We start from the raw sequence: 12,962 nt of genomic DNA, 5'->3' as shown, positions 1-12,962 counted from the left end.
CCCCCGGGATATTTCAGGACAGAAAATGAGGCTCTTCAGCGCGAATAGCGGATGAAGGGCGTCACTTTTGCAATGCGGTCATAGAGCTGGCGGGCGGTGGTATTGAACTCCTGCGTCAGCCAGTAGACGCCGGGGGCGCCTTTTTCATCGGCGATCCGGTAGACCGCTTCGATCAGCTTGCGCCCAAGGCCGGTGCCGCGCGCCTCGGGGGAGACATAGAGATCCTGCAGATAGCAGACATTGTCGATCTTCCAGCCATGGCGGTGGAAGAGGAAATGCGTAAGCCCCATCGGCCTGCCATCGACCAGCGCGATCAGGCCCGAGAAATCCTGCGGATCATCGCCGATGAGGCGGTCAAAGCTGGATCGGTACACCTCTTCCGGCACCGAGGTTTCGTAGAAACTCAGGTAATCGGCCCAGAGGCGGCGCCATTCGGGTTCATCAGAGGCGCGGAGCGGGCGGATTTCGATCTGTGCCATGGGCTGGGTCCTCGCTGGAATTCACCCGCCCACCCTGCCCCTGCCCGCCCTGCGATGGGCAGCGCCAGATTCTGCGGGATGATAGCGCCAGCAGCCGGCGAATCCGCTTGACCACCTATCTTTGCAAATGGATCTTGCGATTTGCAAATACGGAGCCCGATATGGCCACGCAAAAACTCTATGCCGGGGTCAAGCTGCGCGAGATCCGCGGGCGGCTGAGCCTGACGCAAAAAGCCTTTGCCGATAAACTTGGCGTTTCGCTGCCCTATCTGAACCAGATGGAGAACAATCACCGCCCGGTTTCGGCGGCGGTGGTGCTCGCGCTGGCGCAGGAATTCGGCCTTGATGTCACCGAGCTGACGGTGGGCGAGAGCGAGCGGCTGGTTTCCGATATGCGCGAGGCGCTGGCCGATCCGGTCTTTACGGCGTCAAATCCCCCGCTTGCGGATCTGCGTCTGGCGGCCTCGAATGCGCCGGCTCTGGCGCGGGCTTTTCTCGACCTGCACCGTGCTTACCGGCAAAGCCATGAGCGGCTGGCCTCGCTTGATGAGGCTTTGGGGCGCGAGGATATCGGCCTGAAACCGAGCCCCTGGGAAGAGGTGCGCGACTTCTTCCACTATTGCGACAATTATATCGATGCGGTTGACCGGGCGGCCGAGATCTTTGCCGGATCGGGAGAGCCAAAGCGCGATGTGGTGCGGCTGGCCCAGGACCTGCTGCGCCAGCGCGGCGTCTCGCTGCATTATGAGACCGGCGTGCCGGTCCGCCATTACAACCCGTCAACGCGGCGGCTGGTGATCTCGGGCCAGGCCCAGGATGCGACGCAGCGGTTTCAGCTTTTGCACCAGCTGGCGCTGATCACCCAGAATGACCTGCTGGAGGCGACGCTGGATCTGGCGCGGTTCTCGACGCCCGAGGCGCGCGATATCGCCAAGATCGGGCTTGCGAATTACTTTGCCGGGGCCACACTTCTGCCCTACCGCGCGTTTTTGCAGGCCGCACGCGAGACACGCCATGATCTGGAGCGGCTTGCTGATCTCTTTGGCGCCTCGATTGAGCAGGTGGCGCATCGGCTCTCAACCCTGCAGCGGCCAGGCGCCAAGGGCATCCCCTTCTTCTTTGTCCGGGTCGATCAGGCCGGAACCATCACCAAGCGCCATTCCGCGACGCGGCTGCAATTCGCGCGGTTCGGCGGCGCCTGCCCCTTGTGGAACGTACACCAGGCCTTTGAAACGCCGGGGAAATTCCTGCGCCAATTTGTCGAGACGCCCGATGGGGTGCGCTATCTCAACCTCGCGCGCGAAGTCTCGAAACCCGCCGGCGCCTTCCTCGCGCCGGTGCGCCGCTATGCGATTGGCCTCGGCTGCGAGATCCAGCATGCACCGGATCTGGTCTATTCAGACGGTCTTGACCCGCGCGGGCGGTTCGAGCCGATCGGGATCTCCTGCCGGATCTGCGAGCGGATGAATTGCCACCAGCGCTCGGTGCCGCCGCTGGAACGCCGGCTCAGGGTCGATCCGAATACCCGCGATCTGCTGCCCTATGAGATTGCCGACTAAAGGAGATTGCCGACCAAAGCCCATGCGGCTCAGTTGCCGTAAAGCGTCAGCTCGGGCAGGCCGGTCAGCGGCAGGCCAAGCGCCTGATAGGCCGAAAGCGACATCAGCGCGCCGCCACTGCCCGGGCGCAGTTCAACCGCGAGCGTTTTGCCGCCGGGGGCCACGACCCGGCCCTGACCTTTGGTCTGGACCAGCACGCTTTGCACCCAGAGGCCGGTTTCAGCGGGCGGCCCGAGGGCCACCACGGCCTTGCCCAGTTCGCGTTCGCCCGAAGCGACCGGTTTCGCAAGGGCCGCCGCCTTTTCCGCATCCGAGGTTTTGTCCAGCGCCGCAGCGCTGTGACCGCTCGCCCCGAGCGCGGTGGTCGTGACCGCCGGCGCGAATTCGGTCGCAAGGCCCGGATTCGCCGCAGGGGCCTTGCCTCCCTTGCCGAACCCTTCGAAAACGGAACATCCCGGCACAGCCAGGGACAACGACAGGAGGAGAAGGGCGCGTTTCATCATAACGCCAGAATAGGCGTCCCGCCCCTTGCCTGCAACTCCCCGATTGGCAGGCGACTGCACCCAGATTGCAGCTTGTGGCACAGGCCCGCCGCCCCTACTTTAAGCATATGAACAACCCGGCCCCGCTCATCGACCCCTTCGCGCGCGCCATCCGCTATCTGCGGGTCTCGGTGACGGATCGCTGTGATTTCCGCTGCACCTATTGCATGGCGGAACATATGACTTTCCTGCCCAAGGCCGAGCTTCTGTCACTGGAAGAGCTTGACCGGCTTTGTTCAGGCTTTATCAGACTTGGCGTCTCGAAGCTGCGGGTGACAGGCGGCGAGCCGCTGGTCCGTCGCGGCATCATGACGTTTTTCGAAGCGATGGCGCGGCATTTGCAGACCGGCGCACTGGAAGAGCTGACGCTGACCACCAATGGCAGTCAGCTTGCCCGTTTCGCGCGGCCTCTGGCCGATCTGGGGGTCAGGCGGATCAACGTCTCGCTCGACACCCTGGTGCCTGAGAAATTCGCCGCCATCACCCGTTGGGGGCGGCTGGCGCAGGTGCTTGACGGCATCACGGCCGCAAAGGCCGCCGGGATGCGGGTCAAGATCAATACCGTGGCGCTGAAGGGCTTTAACGAGGACGAGCTTTTCCCGCTTTTGGACTGGTGCGCCCGCGAAGACCATGACCTCACCTTCATCGAGGTGATGCCGATGGGCGAGATGGGCGAGGAAAACCGCCTCGACCAGTACTGGAGCCTGCGTGCGTTGCGCGCCCGGCTGGCGGAACGCTTCACACTGACCGATCTGCTGGAACGCAGCGGCGGCCCGGCGCGCTATGTCCGGATCAATGAGACCGCGCAGAAGATCGGCTTCATCACCCCGCTCACGCATAATTTCTGCGAAAGCTGCAACCGGGTGCGGCTGACCTGTACCGGCGAGCTTTATATGTGCCTCGGCCAGGAGGATATGGCCGATCTGCGCGCGCCGCTGCGGCTACATCCGGACGATCCGGCGCCGCTGGAAGCCGCAATCCGCGAGGCGATTGCCCGCAAGCCCAAGGGCCATGATTTCGACTACGGCCGGCAGTCAGACGGCGCCGCCCTGGACGGCTCTCCCCCAAACGGTGCCTCCCCGAACAGTGCAAAGGGTCTGATCCGGGGCCAGATGAGCCGGCATATGAGCCATACTGGCGGCTGATCAGGTTGGGCGTCGACCAGGTCCCGCCGCTATCCCTTTACCACATATAAAATTCCCCCGTTCGACAGCACGAGGGAGAGCTGCCGGACGAGGGAAAGTCTGAGGCGGATTCCCCCGCCATTCAGGACCGGTTGTGAAATCGTTATCCCAACTGCAAAAGCGCCAAGGCGTTGCCTTCGGAGGGCGATGTTATTTGGTCAGGATCAGCTTGCCCTGGCGCGTGATGCGCAGGGTATAAACCTGGCCATCCAGCACGATCTTTGCCAGGGACCCACCATCTGTCAGAACACGCGCGTCATGCACCGGGGTCGCGTCATTTTGCAGCCAGGGGGTCAGGGTGGCCTCGGTATGGGCGTTCATTTCACTGCCCCTACCCGTTCGATCAGAGCTTCCAGTGCCGCCGAAGGGGCCGTTCCGGCCGCTGCCTGGCGCAGCATCTCCGCCAAAGGAAGCCGGTCGCCCGTTGCAGGTCGGGTCATGGTCTTCTCCATCGCCTGTGAGAGAGTTTATGGCTGCGCTCACAAGGAGCCTGGCTGATCTGCGAACATTCCTGACTGATTTACTTTGTCATGTCAAGCAAGGATGTCATCGGCGTTGTTCCAGAAGTCCTCGGTGTAGCGTTGTTGTAGCGTGACAGCGAAAGCTGCACTGTTTGACACCCAAACCTGCGCCATTCGACTTCTAAAAAACGGGGCCTGAGCGCCCTGCCCGGCCCCGGTTAAGCGCCCCTTAAAGCCAGCCTTAAACGGCTGCTACTCCCCGGCCTTACAGAGCACACGAACGGCGGCTACGCGGGACAAAGCCGCCGGTCGACATAGCTCAGTTTGTGCCGTTTAATGCGACCATAATGATGTGGCAAAGTGGTGTTAGGCATGAAGGTTGAAGCGGAAACACGACCGAAAACAGCCGCACGTCAACGTGCTGACGAGATCAAGGCGTTTCGTTGCAAGAACCTGATCGCTGTTATCGAAGACCCCTCCGAGATCAGAAACATCGGCACTGTTATTCGAAACGCCAACGCTCTCGGCGCAGAGAAGGTTTATATCATTGATCCACGCAAGAAGCTGCCGAATGATTGGGGTGACATGCGGGATGAGAAAGCGCTCTCCTCCACATCGGTCTCCGGTGTCAAATGGACCTTTGTGAAGAGATTTGACAGCACTGAGGCATGCTTGGCTCATCTTGAGCGCAACGGCTTCGTATCAATTGTCACCTCGCCCCACGTCAAAGGGCGGACAAATATCCTGTTGAGCGACGGCGATTATACCGCACACCATAAGCTCGCGGTATGGTTCGGGAACGAAAGCAGGGGGATCAGTGCACTAGCCGTAGAACACAGCGACATGTGCGTATCTGTTCCGATGTTTGGCATGATTGAAAGCCTGAACCTTGCTACCAGTTCAGGTATCGTCCTCTACGAGGTGACACGTCAGCGGCGCGCCTATCAAAGCGTCTTCAGCAGACGGGACAGGAAGGGCCGAAGGGAGACCCCTCTCCCTCTGGTCATGGACAGGGACGCTCCTTAACCAACGACCGTCCGCAATGGGCTTAGGCTGTGTGGAAACTCTCTCGCGCGAGGACACATGGTGCCTGTGATCGAGGTAATTTCTCTGGACGGCGATAGATTCTGGTCGGACGCTGTTCGGCCCGCCGCTTTCAGGCCTTCACCGCGGTCATCAGGCCTTGGATCCCGATCAGCTCCACCATGCGCTTGATGTTGTAGGCGAGAACGTTCAGAGCAATTTCGGTCTTCACGTTCCTTAGCCTCCTGGTCAGGAAGTGAGACGTGCCCATCCAGGCCTTGATGGTGCCGAACGGATGCTCAACCGTGCTGCGGCGCACCGTCATGGGTTCTGAAGGGCTGATCAGTCGGGCGCGTGCGGCTTCCACAAGATGCTCGTGCGCCCACCGTGTGATCCGGCGTTCCTTGCCGGTCGTGCAGCGCGCTTTTACAGGGCAATTGCTGCATTCTCCGGTCCAGTAGCGCCGAAGCTCCAACCCGTCCTCCTCTGTCGTATAACGGTAAGTCAATGCTTCCCCTGCAGGGCAGCGATACACATCCGTATCGGCATCGTAGGCGAAGTCGGCCTTCACATACAGGCCTTTGGCCCGGTTGCCCGACGTCTCGGGGCGCGGAATTGTGGTGGTGATCCCCGCCTCGTGGCAGGACAGGATCTGCCGCCCGCTGAAGTAGCCCTTGTCAGCCAGCACATGCATCTCGTTGCGGTGAAGAGCCTCTTTTGCAGCGCCTGCCATCGGCACCAACAGGTCGCGATCATGGCCTTGGTTAGTGACATCCTGCGCGACGATCAGATGCGTTTCGGTATCGACGGCGGTCTGAACATTGTAGCCAACCTTCCCACTGTTACGGGCACTGGTTGCCATAGCGCGGGCGTCAGGATCGGTCAGGGAGATCTGGCCGTCCGGAGCACTGGCCAAGGCCCGATCCAACTCCTGCAGATGCTGGATGTGCTGCCGCACGCGGCCGTAACGTTTGGCCAAGTGCGCGACCTTCTCGGCCCGAACCTCGCCTTCTTCCTGCCGATCAACGCGGACCATCTCCGCAATGTAGCGTTCTACGTCCGCCTCCAGATGGGCGATGCGGCTGGCGATCTTGCCTTTGGTGAAGTTCCGGTCGCGGGAGTTCACCGCCCGGAACTTGCTGCCGTCGATGGCAACGCATGCGCCCTTCAGCACACCGATGCGCCGGCAGAGTTCCACGAACTGGGCGCAGGTGCGGCGGATGCCGGGGCCGTTGTCGCGACGGAAATCGGCGATGGTCTTGTGGTCGGGAACCAGGCGCCCCGTCAGCCACATCAGCTCGACATTGCGCCCGGCCTCTCGCTCCAACCTTCGGCTCGACGGAATCCGGTTGAGGTAGCCGTAGATGAACAGCTTGAGCAGAACAGAAGGATGGTAACCGGGGCGACCCGTGCGGGCATGGGCAGCGCGCACGAACCCCAGGTCAACAAGGTTGAGTTCCTCAACGAAGAAATCGACCACACGGACCAGATGGTCCTCATCGATCCAATCTTCGAGACGGTCCGGAAACAGGACCGTCTGACTGTAGGGGGTAGTAACATCTGGACACGGTCACAGAACCCAGTCGGCTTGGTGAACCCTTTGAAATCCTGACAGAATGAGACCGCTTGAGGCCTTACCGTTAGAGACGAGAGATGAAATCTGAGTGGGCAAAATGAGCGATATGGGGCTGGTGATCGCTCACCTGATCGACAAACGTGCGGCATCTAGTCGACATTGTCGCGCAACGGCTAACATACAGAACTAAAATGGCTTTTCACCAAAGCATCTCGAGCGATTCCGCTGGCAATGATCTGAGGCCGATCACCCTACGACGCGGCGAACTGTGACCGCTGGTCACTCTTTCAGATAGGCGGGACATACCGCAGTTAATTCCCAAAGAAATATGGCCCGCTCGAGCTATAGAGCTGCGAACGGGCCTTCGTTCGAACTGTGACCGGAAATTCGACAGTTTGAATGTCAGGATCACTGTCGTCAGCTAAGCGTCAGGCGGCTTCCTGACAGTTCGAGATCAGGAGCTCCGCCGCCCCCTCGCTGTCGCAGCGTTTGATCGTGTAGGTGGTTTTTACCTCGTCAATGTCGAAGGCCGCGAAGACCGCCCTGACCTCCGGAACATCGTTAAGCGAGAGGATGAACCGGCCCCGGATCCCGGCCAGTTGGTCGGCGAGACGCTGGAAGTCCGCCCGCTCGAACATCCGTTTCCCGTAATCATCCTCGCAGCCCCAGTAAGGCGGATCCACATAGAATAATGTGTCCGGCCCATCGTAGCGCGGGATGAAGGCCGACCAGTCGAGACATTCGATCACCACGCCCGAAAGGCGGCTGTGCAAATCTTCGAGCATGGGCTCCAGCGTTGAGAGATTGATCCTATCACCGTGGTGGACTGGCATGCGGCCTCAGGTCTCGCGGATGGTGATGCTGCGGTCGAGCGGCTGATGCCGATCTACTACAATATCATCAGCGTCAATGCCGCAGCGGGCACCTTCCTGCCGGCGGGTGGTGATGCCATCCATCCGAACAATCTCGGCTATGCGATCCTCTACAGCCTCCTGTGCCAGATCACGGGCGTCAGTCCTGATGGGCGCAGTGGGCGGACCGACAGCGCAATCCGACATTTTGCCCGTCGACGCACTCCGCTGGTTCATCCCTCTGTGTCGCCCATCGGGGCGCAGCTGGTGGGGATGCCGGGACTTGCACGGGACTTGCCGCTGATCACCGGCGAGGTGGCGCGCGGCATCATTGGTGGCGTGAGCCGCAACCCGTATTCTGAGCGCGATGCCCCTTTGTGGTTTTGCCCGGATGTGATCAATTATGCGGCTGTCGCCAACGATTATATCCTTGCCGGCGGTGCAAGCGACGAGTTCGGCCCATATCGTCAGATCAGCGGTGGCAGCCCCTACGGGCAGGGTTTCTCGATACCGGGTACAGGGACGACACCGGTGCCGATGACGCTGACACTCATCGTCGGGCCAGGTGGCGCGTCTGTCCGGTTTAGCAATGCCGCCGCCAACGCATATTTGCCGCTGGATATCGATGGCGTCATTTTGACGCCGACCAATGCCATCCAGCTGCCAAATGATACCGACAAGCCAATGGTCTATCACCTGATCACGTCAGGAGTTTTGGTCTCTGCTTATCTGGTGCTGTCTGGCAACCTGCGCGGCGTATAAGGGTTCGCCCCGTGGCGTCCTTGTAGGTGCCCTGAAAATCACTGGGTCCAAAATTGGACTGAGCAAGATCTTGTAGCATCTTCTCGATGTCACGCAAAACGTGGCTATGCTGCTTGCCGCAAAGCTCAGCGATCTCGCGCGACGACATGATGAGTGGTGCACCCATCTGCGCCACGCGCGCCGGTTGTCTCAATTCGCCTTGTTCTCTTCACACATTGGCCATCATGGCTTCGGAATACGGGCCGTCACCTATTTGAAAGGCCCGTTTTCATGTCCTTGTTTTCGCGCATCGCGCTCGCCGTGTGCCTCGCCCTCGCGACCCCAGCCGCCGTTTCAGCGCAAGACGTTCGACCTGCTGAAGCTGCCGCATATATCGGGCAATCGGTGACCGTGACCGGCACTGTCAGCCAGGTTCACTACGACAAGAAGTCGGGCAACACCTTCATCAACATGGGCGGACGGTATCCCAATCACACCTTTTACGGGATCATCTTCGCCAAAAGCTCCGGCGCTTTCTCCGGTGTCGGTTCACTGCAAGGCGCAACCGTCTCGATCACAGGCACGGTAAAGGATTACCGCGGCAAGCCGCAGATCGTGGTAACCAGCCCATCCCAGATTGTGGTTCGCTGATAGGATACACCGCAAGCCTCGGTTGATTTCCATCCGCAGTGTACGGGCCACGGCAAGGAGCGCGTCTTTATCGTAGCGCTCCCGCCACCCGGTGGCTTGCAGTACACATCGTCTTTTCCTCGGAACATGCAAGCGGTTCAGCGATTGTGTCACACCGGCATTCCGCCGACAGACAGGATGGCACACAATGAACGCTCATATGAGAATACTGTGCGGCGCCGCCGCAGTCGTTTTATCGGCCGCTTCGGCACAGGCAGACTGCACAGCAGAATTGGCCGCACTGGGCTACAGCCCTGATGCCGGTACTTCTGGGCAAGGCATCTCAAAGGATGGATCGCTTGCGCCGCTTGAAACCGGCGAAAACGGGGCCTCATCCGGCGATCAGCCTGCCGACTCCACGATGTCTGAGGCTCAGCCGGAAGCGGACGGCAATACCGGATCCACGGAAGGCATCGCCAAGGATGGCACAACGGCTCCTCTCGAGACCCCGGACGATCTGGCAACCTCAGGAGATGATGCGCAGGCTCAACAAGAGGGCGAGCCCACTGCTGCTGAAACAGCCAAAACCGACGGCGCGTCTGGTGAAACTGCCGAAAAATCTGAGGCACATATGGCAGCGGTAGAGAAAGCCCGTGCTGCCCTCGCGGCCGGCGACGAAGCTGGCTGCATGGCTGCTGTCGAAGAAGCCAAGAAGTCGTAACGCTTAGGCTGCTGGGCGCCGTTGCTCAGCAGCTGCCCGAAGCCAATAGGTTGAAGCGCTGAGACTGCCTATTCGGCGCTTAGCCAAACACACACGCGCTGGTTGACTCCTCGATCCCCGCCCGCCGACCATGGCGGGATTGGAATCAGGGAGGAATTTATGTCCATCGACGCCACACTTAAGGTTTTGACCGATAGAGTTCAGCAGCATGCCAATACGATGCTGACTGAAGAAGCCGTCAAAACTGCGGTTGTCCTACCGTTCCTCCAGTCACTGGGATATGACGTTTTCAACCCTGGCGAGGTGATCCCCGAGTTCACCGCTGACGCCGTCGGGAAGAAGGGCGAGAAGGTAGATTATGCGATCAAGCTGGATGATCAGATCCGCATCCTGATCGAGTGTAAGCCGATCAGCACCAACCTCGACAAAGTGCATTTGGCTCAGCTCTACCGGTATTTCTCCGTCACAAGTGCGAAGTTCGCCATTCTGACCAATGGACGCTTCTTCCACTTTCACAGCGATCTTGAAGAGCCGAACAAGCTCGACACCCGCCCTTTCTTCACCTTCGACATATCGGAACCAAACAGCCAGGTTCTGGCTGAACTAAAGAAGTTCGAGAAGGCCGGCTTCGATGTGGATGGCATCCTCGCGAACGCTGAGCGCCTTAAGTACACCTCCGCCCTCAAGGCGGAGATCAACAAGCAGATCGACAGCCCCAGCGAGGATTTCATCCGCCTTCTGGCTTCGAGCGTGCATGAAGGCCGCTTTACCGCCGCTGTCATCGACCAGTACCGCGGACTGGTAAAATCCGCCTTCCGTGAAGTGATCCGGGAATCTGTTCAGGATCGACTGTCGTCAGCCCTCGCAAAAACAGAAGCCCCAACGGAGCCGCTTGAAGAGTCCGCAGCCCAACCCGAAGGCGAGATCGTGACCACGCCGGAAGAGGCGGAAGCCTTCCTGATCGTCAAAGCCATCGTATCGGCGGTCATGAAACCCGCTCGCGTGGTTATGCGAGATCAGAAATCGTACTGCGGGATCCTAGCCGACGACAACAACCGGCGTCCCTTAGCGCGTCTGCATTTCAACCGTTCAATAAAGTATCTTGGGGTTTTCGACGGTGAAGCCGAAGAGCGCATTGCAATCGACGATTTGGACGACATTTACAAGTATGCGGAACGCTTGCGCCAAACCGCCATCAAATACCCTGCCCCCTGAGAGGATTTCTTATGCGCCCTACTTTAACTCTTGCCGCGATGGCGCTTCTCGCGGGGTGCGTAAGCACCGAGACGGCGGTCCATTCATTTAACGGCGCGACCGCCGAGATCGAGATGTATGGAGACACCTTTGCCTACGGCACGGAAGAGCAAAAGCAAGCTCAGATCGACGCCGCCGCAGTGAAAGCTCAAGCGACGTGCGGCAGCAAGGTTCAGTATCTTGATCGTCGGATGGATCATCAGCCCCAAAACGGAATGTACCATGTGGCAGCCAAGAACATCGCCATCTTCAAGTGCGTTAAGTGATTGACCTCAAACGGGAACCCAGGTGATTCCTCGGTTCCCGGCCTCTTTCTGGATGGCATCAAACCACTTCTGTACGGCTTCACCCGTGTAAAACTGTGCCGGGTCGAACGCATCAGCGCTAACACGCAGGGGTGCCTCAGGAGCAGAGGATGCCGCCGAGCCACCCGAACTTGATCCACTGCCGGCCCCACCACCACCGCCTCCCCCAACAGAGGTACGGCGCATCGCGGCAACTTGCGCAAGGCCCGCGCCAAGCGCGCTGTATGCCAAGGCCTGACGCAGGAATGGCCGCCCTATGAGAGCTGGATCGGCTAGGATTTCAGTATAGGCACGATACGAGTTAATCAGCCCCTGAGCGATGCTGAACGCCTTCATGACAGCGAAAAGCTTATCACCGCCGGCCTGAGCTATTGCTGCCATGTTTCCGAAGAACCCGGAGTAAAAGCCGAGTTGCTGATTTTGCTCTTGCTGACGCAGCTCCGAAATGCGCGCCTGATGCTCTGCCTCCAACCGCTCAATCGCCCCATGTTTCCCACCAAGGAAATCAAGCTCCTGATCGGTATAGCTGTTGATCAGCGCCTGGCGGGTGCCGTACCACTCTTCAATCAGCTCCCGCTCGGTCGCAAATTCCGTGATCAGCGCCTCAAGGCCTGATTGGCGGTCTGAACTCCCTCCACCGCCACCACCGCCAATCTTGGAGTTGTCGCCCAGATCCACCGTGTTTTCGCGCCAATTCGGCTTGACCCCACCGAGCCCCGGAATAACCGGGTTGCCAGCGGCATCCACCGCGGTAGCGGTCAGAGCACCTTTTGCCCGTACCGCGTCCCAAAGCTCAGTGGCGAGGGAAGCCGCATTTGCGATGGCCGTGCCGCCCAGCCTGATAGCCGGTCAGGATCGACTGCCGCGCCACATCCTTTGCAGTGTCAGCCAGGCCGGTAATCATCTCCCCGACATTCTGGCTGATCCATGCCTCAGCGCGGGGATTGGTCATGTCGAAGCGGAAAGAAACCCGCGAGCCGGCGGGCGCATTGATGGTGGTCGCCGCCAGCGCGCCCCCCTGAGCATAGGCAGATGTTGCGGCGGCCCGATATGCCTCGAAAGCGGCGGGCTCGATGTTCAGCGCGGAAATGGCCCGGTCAACGTCCTGCCGCTCCAGCGCTTCCTTCAGACCGATCCAATCGATGCTGGCCCGGATATCTTCCCAAGCCGTGATTACTGCCCGCTGCATCTCCGGCGACAGTCGCGCGATCAGGTCGCGGAACAGCTGCGACTGGCGGTCACGGCGAGCCATCAGCGATCTGCCCAGATCGTGAAATAGACCGGCTGCCCGCCTGCCGGGAACGGCTCAACCTTGACGATGATCGCAGTCTCGCCGCCAGCGGTGATGAGGTCACCCTCCTGAGGCATCAGCACCTTCGGCACCGCAATCATGAACTCGAAATCCGTTGTAACGACCGTTTCGCCAGAGCGATATTTGCCAGATCCTTCACCGAACTGCGGGACTATCTCGGTTGCGGTATCGTCTGGGACATCGAGCCAAAGCTGTTCCGGGTCAGGTGTGCCGGGGATCGTGCGTGTGATGGCCAGGGTATTGCCGACATCACCAAGCCCGGCCCGCACGTCCGCGTCGATGGCGCTCCAGTTCTCGGCCATGTCGAACTCCACAAAACAAATG

General features: G+C 60.0%; 17 protein-coding genes. 8 read left to right on the top strand and 9 right to left on the bottom strand.

The genetic code is table 11. The features are described from left to right. Positions 1 to 35: 35 nt before the first annotated feature. The gene (locus tag QNO18_RS10495; protein ID WP_283177627.1) at positions 36 to 479 is read right to left on the bottom strand and encodes a GNAT family N-acetyltransferase; all 444 of its coding nucleotides are present in this window, start codon (positions 477 to 479) and stop codon (positions 36 to 38) included. Positions 480 to 640: 161 nt separating this feature from the next. On the opposite strand from QNO18_RS10495, the gene QNO18_RS10490 reads away from it, so the two are divergent. Then, the gene (locus QNO18_RS10490) at positions 641 to 2,038 is read left to right on the top strand and encodes an XRE family transcriptional regulator (RefSeq protein ID WP_283177626.1); all 1,398 of its coding nucleotides are present in this window, start codon (positions 641 to 643) and stop codon (positions 2,036 to 2,038) included. Positions 2,039 to 2,067: 29 nt separating this feature from the next. Here the strand turns inward: QNO18_RS10490 and QNO18_RS10485 are convergent, their stop codons facing one another. Beyond that, positions 2,068 to 2,538 carry a hypothetical protein gene (locus QNO18_RS10485; RefSeq protein ID WP_283177625.1) on the bottom strand — a complete coding sequence of 157 codons (471 nt, stop codon included), beginning with the start codon at positions 2,536 to 2,538 and terminating at the stop codon, positions 2,068 to 2,070. Between the two features lie 110 nt (positions 2,539 to 2,648). Here QNO18_RS10485 and moaA point away from each other — a divergent pair, with 110 nt between their 5' ends. Then, positions 2,649 to 3,725: a GTP 3',8-cyclase MoaA gene (gene moaA / locus QNO18_RS10480; RefSeq protein WP_283178778.1), complete on the top strand. Its 1,077-nt coding sequence runs from the start codon at positions 2,649 to 2,651 to the stop codon at positions 3,723 to 3,725. A gap of 189 nt (positions 3,726 to 3,914) precedes the next feature. On the opposite strand, the gene QNO18_RS10475 is transcribed toward moaA, so the two are convergent. Together QNO18_RS10475 and QNO18_RS10470 are read right to left on the bottom strand one after the other, a co-directional pair. Continuing rightward, positions 3,915 to 4,085, bottom strand: coding sequence for a hemin uptake protein HemP (locus tag QNO18_RS10475; protein WP_283177624.1), 171 nt, complete (start codon positions 4,083 to 4,085; stop codon positions 3,915 to 3,917). Beyond that, complete coding sequence (locus tag QNO18_RS10470) at positions 4,082 to 4,204, bottom strand: hypothetical protein (RefSeq protein ID WP_283177623.1); 123 nt, start codon at positions 4,202 to 4,204, stop codon at positions 4,082 to 4,084. Before QNO18_RS10470 ends, QNO18_RS10475 begins: the two co-directional genes overlap by 4 nt. Positions 4,205 to 4,597: 393 nt before the next feature. Between QNO18_RS10470 and QNO18_RS10465 the strand changes: the two genes are divergently transcribed. Beyond that, positions 4,598 to 5,251 carry an RNA methyltransferase gene (locus QNO18_RS10465; protein WP_283177622.1) on the top strand — a complete coding sequence of 218 codons (654 nt, stop codon included), beginning with the start codon at positions 4,598 to 4,600 and terminating at the stop codon, positions 5,249 to 5,251. 130 nt (positions 5,252 to 5,381) lie between these two features. On the opposite strand, the gene QNO18_RS10460 is transcribed toward QNO18_RS10465, so the two are convergent. Then, a complete protein-coding gene (locus QNO18_RS10460) occupies positions 5,382 to 6,779 on the bottom strand; it encodes an IS1182 family transposase (RefSeq protein ID WP_283178777.1) in 1,398 nt (465 codons plus the stop codon). A 473-nt stretch (positions 6,780 to 7,252) separates the two neighbouring features. Continuing rightward, on the bottom strand, positions 7,253 to 7,609 hold the full coding sequence (locus QNO18_RS10455; protein WP_283177621.1) for a DNA adenine methylase: 357 nt from the start codon (positions 7,607 to 7,609) through the stop codon (positions 7,253 to 7,255). Between the two features lie 93 nt (positions 7,610 to 7,702). On the opposite strand from QNO18_RS10455, the gene QNO18_RS10450 reads away from it, so the two are divergent. From QNO18_RS10450 to QNO18_RS10430, 5 genes are all read left to right on the top strand, one after another. Next, entirely contained in the window at positions 7,703 to 8,437 is a 735-nt protein-coding gene (locus QNO18_RS10450) for a hypothetical protein (RefSeq protein ID WP_283177620.1), read from the top strand. 270 nt (positions 8,438 to 8,707) lie between these two features. Further along, positions 8,708 to 9,067, top strand: coding sequence for a nucleotide-binding protein (locus QNO18_RS10445; protein ID WP_283177619.1), 360 nt, complete (start codon positions 8,708 to 8,710; stop codon positions 9,065 to 9,067). Between the two features lie 187 nt (positions 9,068 to 9,254). Then, entirely contained in the window at positions 9,255 to 9,767 is a 513-nt protein-coding gene (locus QNO18_RS10440) for a hypothetical protein (RefSeq protein ID WP_283177618.1), read from the top strand. Positions 9,768 to 9,926: 159 nt separating this feature from the next. After that, on the top strand, positions 9,927 to 10,982 hold the full coding sequence (locus tag QNO18_RS10435) for a type I restriction enzyme HsdR N-terminal domain-containing protein (protein ID WP_283177617.1): 1,056 nt from the start codon (positions 9,927 to 9,929) through the stop codon (positions 10,980 to 10,982). A gap of 11 nt (positions 10,983 to 10,993) precedes the next feature. After that, a complete protein-coding gene (locus QNO18_RS10430; protein WP_283177616.1) occupies positions 10,994 to 11,287 on the top strand; it encodes a hypothetical protein in 294 nt (97 codons plus the stop codon). A 6-nt stretch (positions 11,288 to 11,293) separates the two neighbouring features. Here QNO18_RS10430 and QNO18_RS10425 read toward each other — a convergent pair whose 3' ends face one another. From QNO18_RS10425 to QNO18_RS10415, 3 genes are read right to left on the bottom strand one after another with little or no spacing between them, the layout of a single operon-like run. After that, entirely contained in the window at positions 11,294 to 12,073 is a 780-nt protein-coding gene (locus QNO18_RS10425) for a hypothetical protein (protein WP_283177615.1), read from the bottom strand. 46 nt (positions 12,074 to 12,119) lie between these two features. Continuing rightward, a complete protein-coding gene (locus tag QNO18_RS10420) occupies positions 12,120 to 12,578 on the bottom strand; it encodes a hypothetical protein (protein WP_283177614.1) in 459 nt (152 codons plus the stop codon). Then, positions 12,578 to 12,940 (bottom strand): hypothetical protein, encoded by a 363-nt coding sequence (locus QNO18_RS10415; RefSeq protein ID WP_283177613.1) that lies wholly within the window; start codon positions 12,938 to 12,940, stop codon positions 12,578 to 12,580. Before QNO18_RS10415 ends, QNO18_RS10420 begins: the two co-directional genes overlap by 1 nt. Positions 12,941 to 12,962 lie beyond the last annotated feature (22 nt).

Source organism: Gemmobacter sp. 24YEA27 (assembly GCF_030052995.1).
Lineage (GTDB): Bacteria > Pseudomonadota > Alphaproteobacteria > Rhodobacterales > Rhodobacteraceae > Pseudogemmobacter.
Note: the sequence above shows the minus strand (reverse complement) of the source record. Positions and strands in the feature narration are given on the sequence as shown.

Bases quoted from the DNA above. Each gene is read 5' to 3' on its own strand.
- QNO18_RS10495 (WP_283177627.1), bottom strand. From the start codon at position 479: ATGGCACAGATCGAAATCCGCCCGCTCCGCGCCTCTGATGAACCCGAA.
- QNO18_RS10490 (WP_283177626.1), top strand. From the start codon at position 641: ATGGCCACGCAAAAACTCTATGCCGGGGTCAAGCTGCGCGAGATCCGC.
- QNO18_RS10485 (WP_283177625.1), bottom strand. From the start codon at position 2,538: ATGAAACGCGCCCTTCTCCTCCTGTCGTTGTCCCTGGCTGTGCCGGGA.
- moaA (WP_283178778.1), top strand. From the start codon at position 2,649: ATGAACAACCCGGCCCCGCTCATCGACCCCTTCGCGCGCGCCATCCGC.
- QNO18_RS10475 (WP_283177624.1), bottom strand. From the start codon at position 4,085: ATGAACGCCCATACCGAGGCCACCCTGACCCCCTGGCTGCAAAATGAC.
- QNO18_RS10470 (WP_283177623.1), bottom strand. From the start codon at position 4,204: ATGACCCGACCTGCAACGGGCGACCGGCTTCCTTTGGCGGAGATGCTG.
- QNO18_RS10465 (WP_283177622.1), top strand. From the start codon at position 4,598: ATGAAGGTTGAAGCGGAAACACGACCGAAAACAGCCGCACGTCAACGT.
- QNO18_RS10455 (WP_283177621.1), bottom strand. From the start codon at position 7,609: ATGCTCGAAGATTTGCACAGCCGCCTTTCGGGCGTGGTGATCGAATGT.
- QNO18_RS10450 (WP_283177620.1), top strand. From the start codon at position 7,703: ATGCCGATCTACTACAATATCATCAGCGTCAATGCCGCAGCGGGCACC.
- QNO18_RS10445 (WP_283177619.1), top strand. From the start codon at position 8,708: ATGTCCTTGTTTTCGCGCATCGCGCTCGCCGTGTGCCTCGCCCTCGCG.
- QNO18_RS10440 (WP_283177618.1), top strand. From the start codon at position 9,255: ATGAACGCTCATATGAGAATACTGTGCGGCGCCGCCGCAGTCGTTTTA.
- QNO18_RS10435 (WP_283177617.1), top strand. From the start codon at position 9,927: ATGTCCATCGACGCCACACTTAAGGTTTTGACCGATAGAGTTCAGCAG.
- QNO18_RS10430 (WP_283177616.1), top strand. From the start codon at position 10,994: ATGCGCCCTACTTTAACTCTTGCCGCGATGGCGCTTCTCGCGGGGTGC.
- QNO18_RS10420 (WP_283177614.1), bottom strand. From the start codon at position 12,578: ATGGCTCGCCGTGACCGCCAGTCGCAGCTGTTCCGCGACCTGATCGCG.
- QNO18_RS10415 (WP_283177613.1), bottom strand. From the start codon at position 12,940: ATGGCCGAGAACTGGAGCGCCATCGACGCGGACGTGCGGGCCGGGCTT.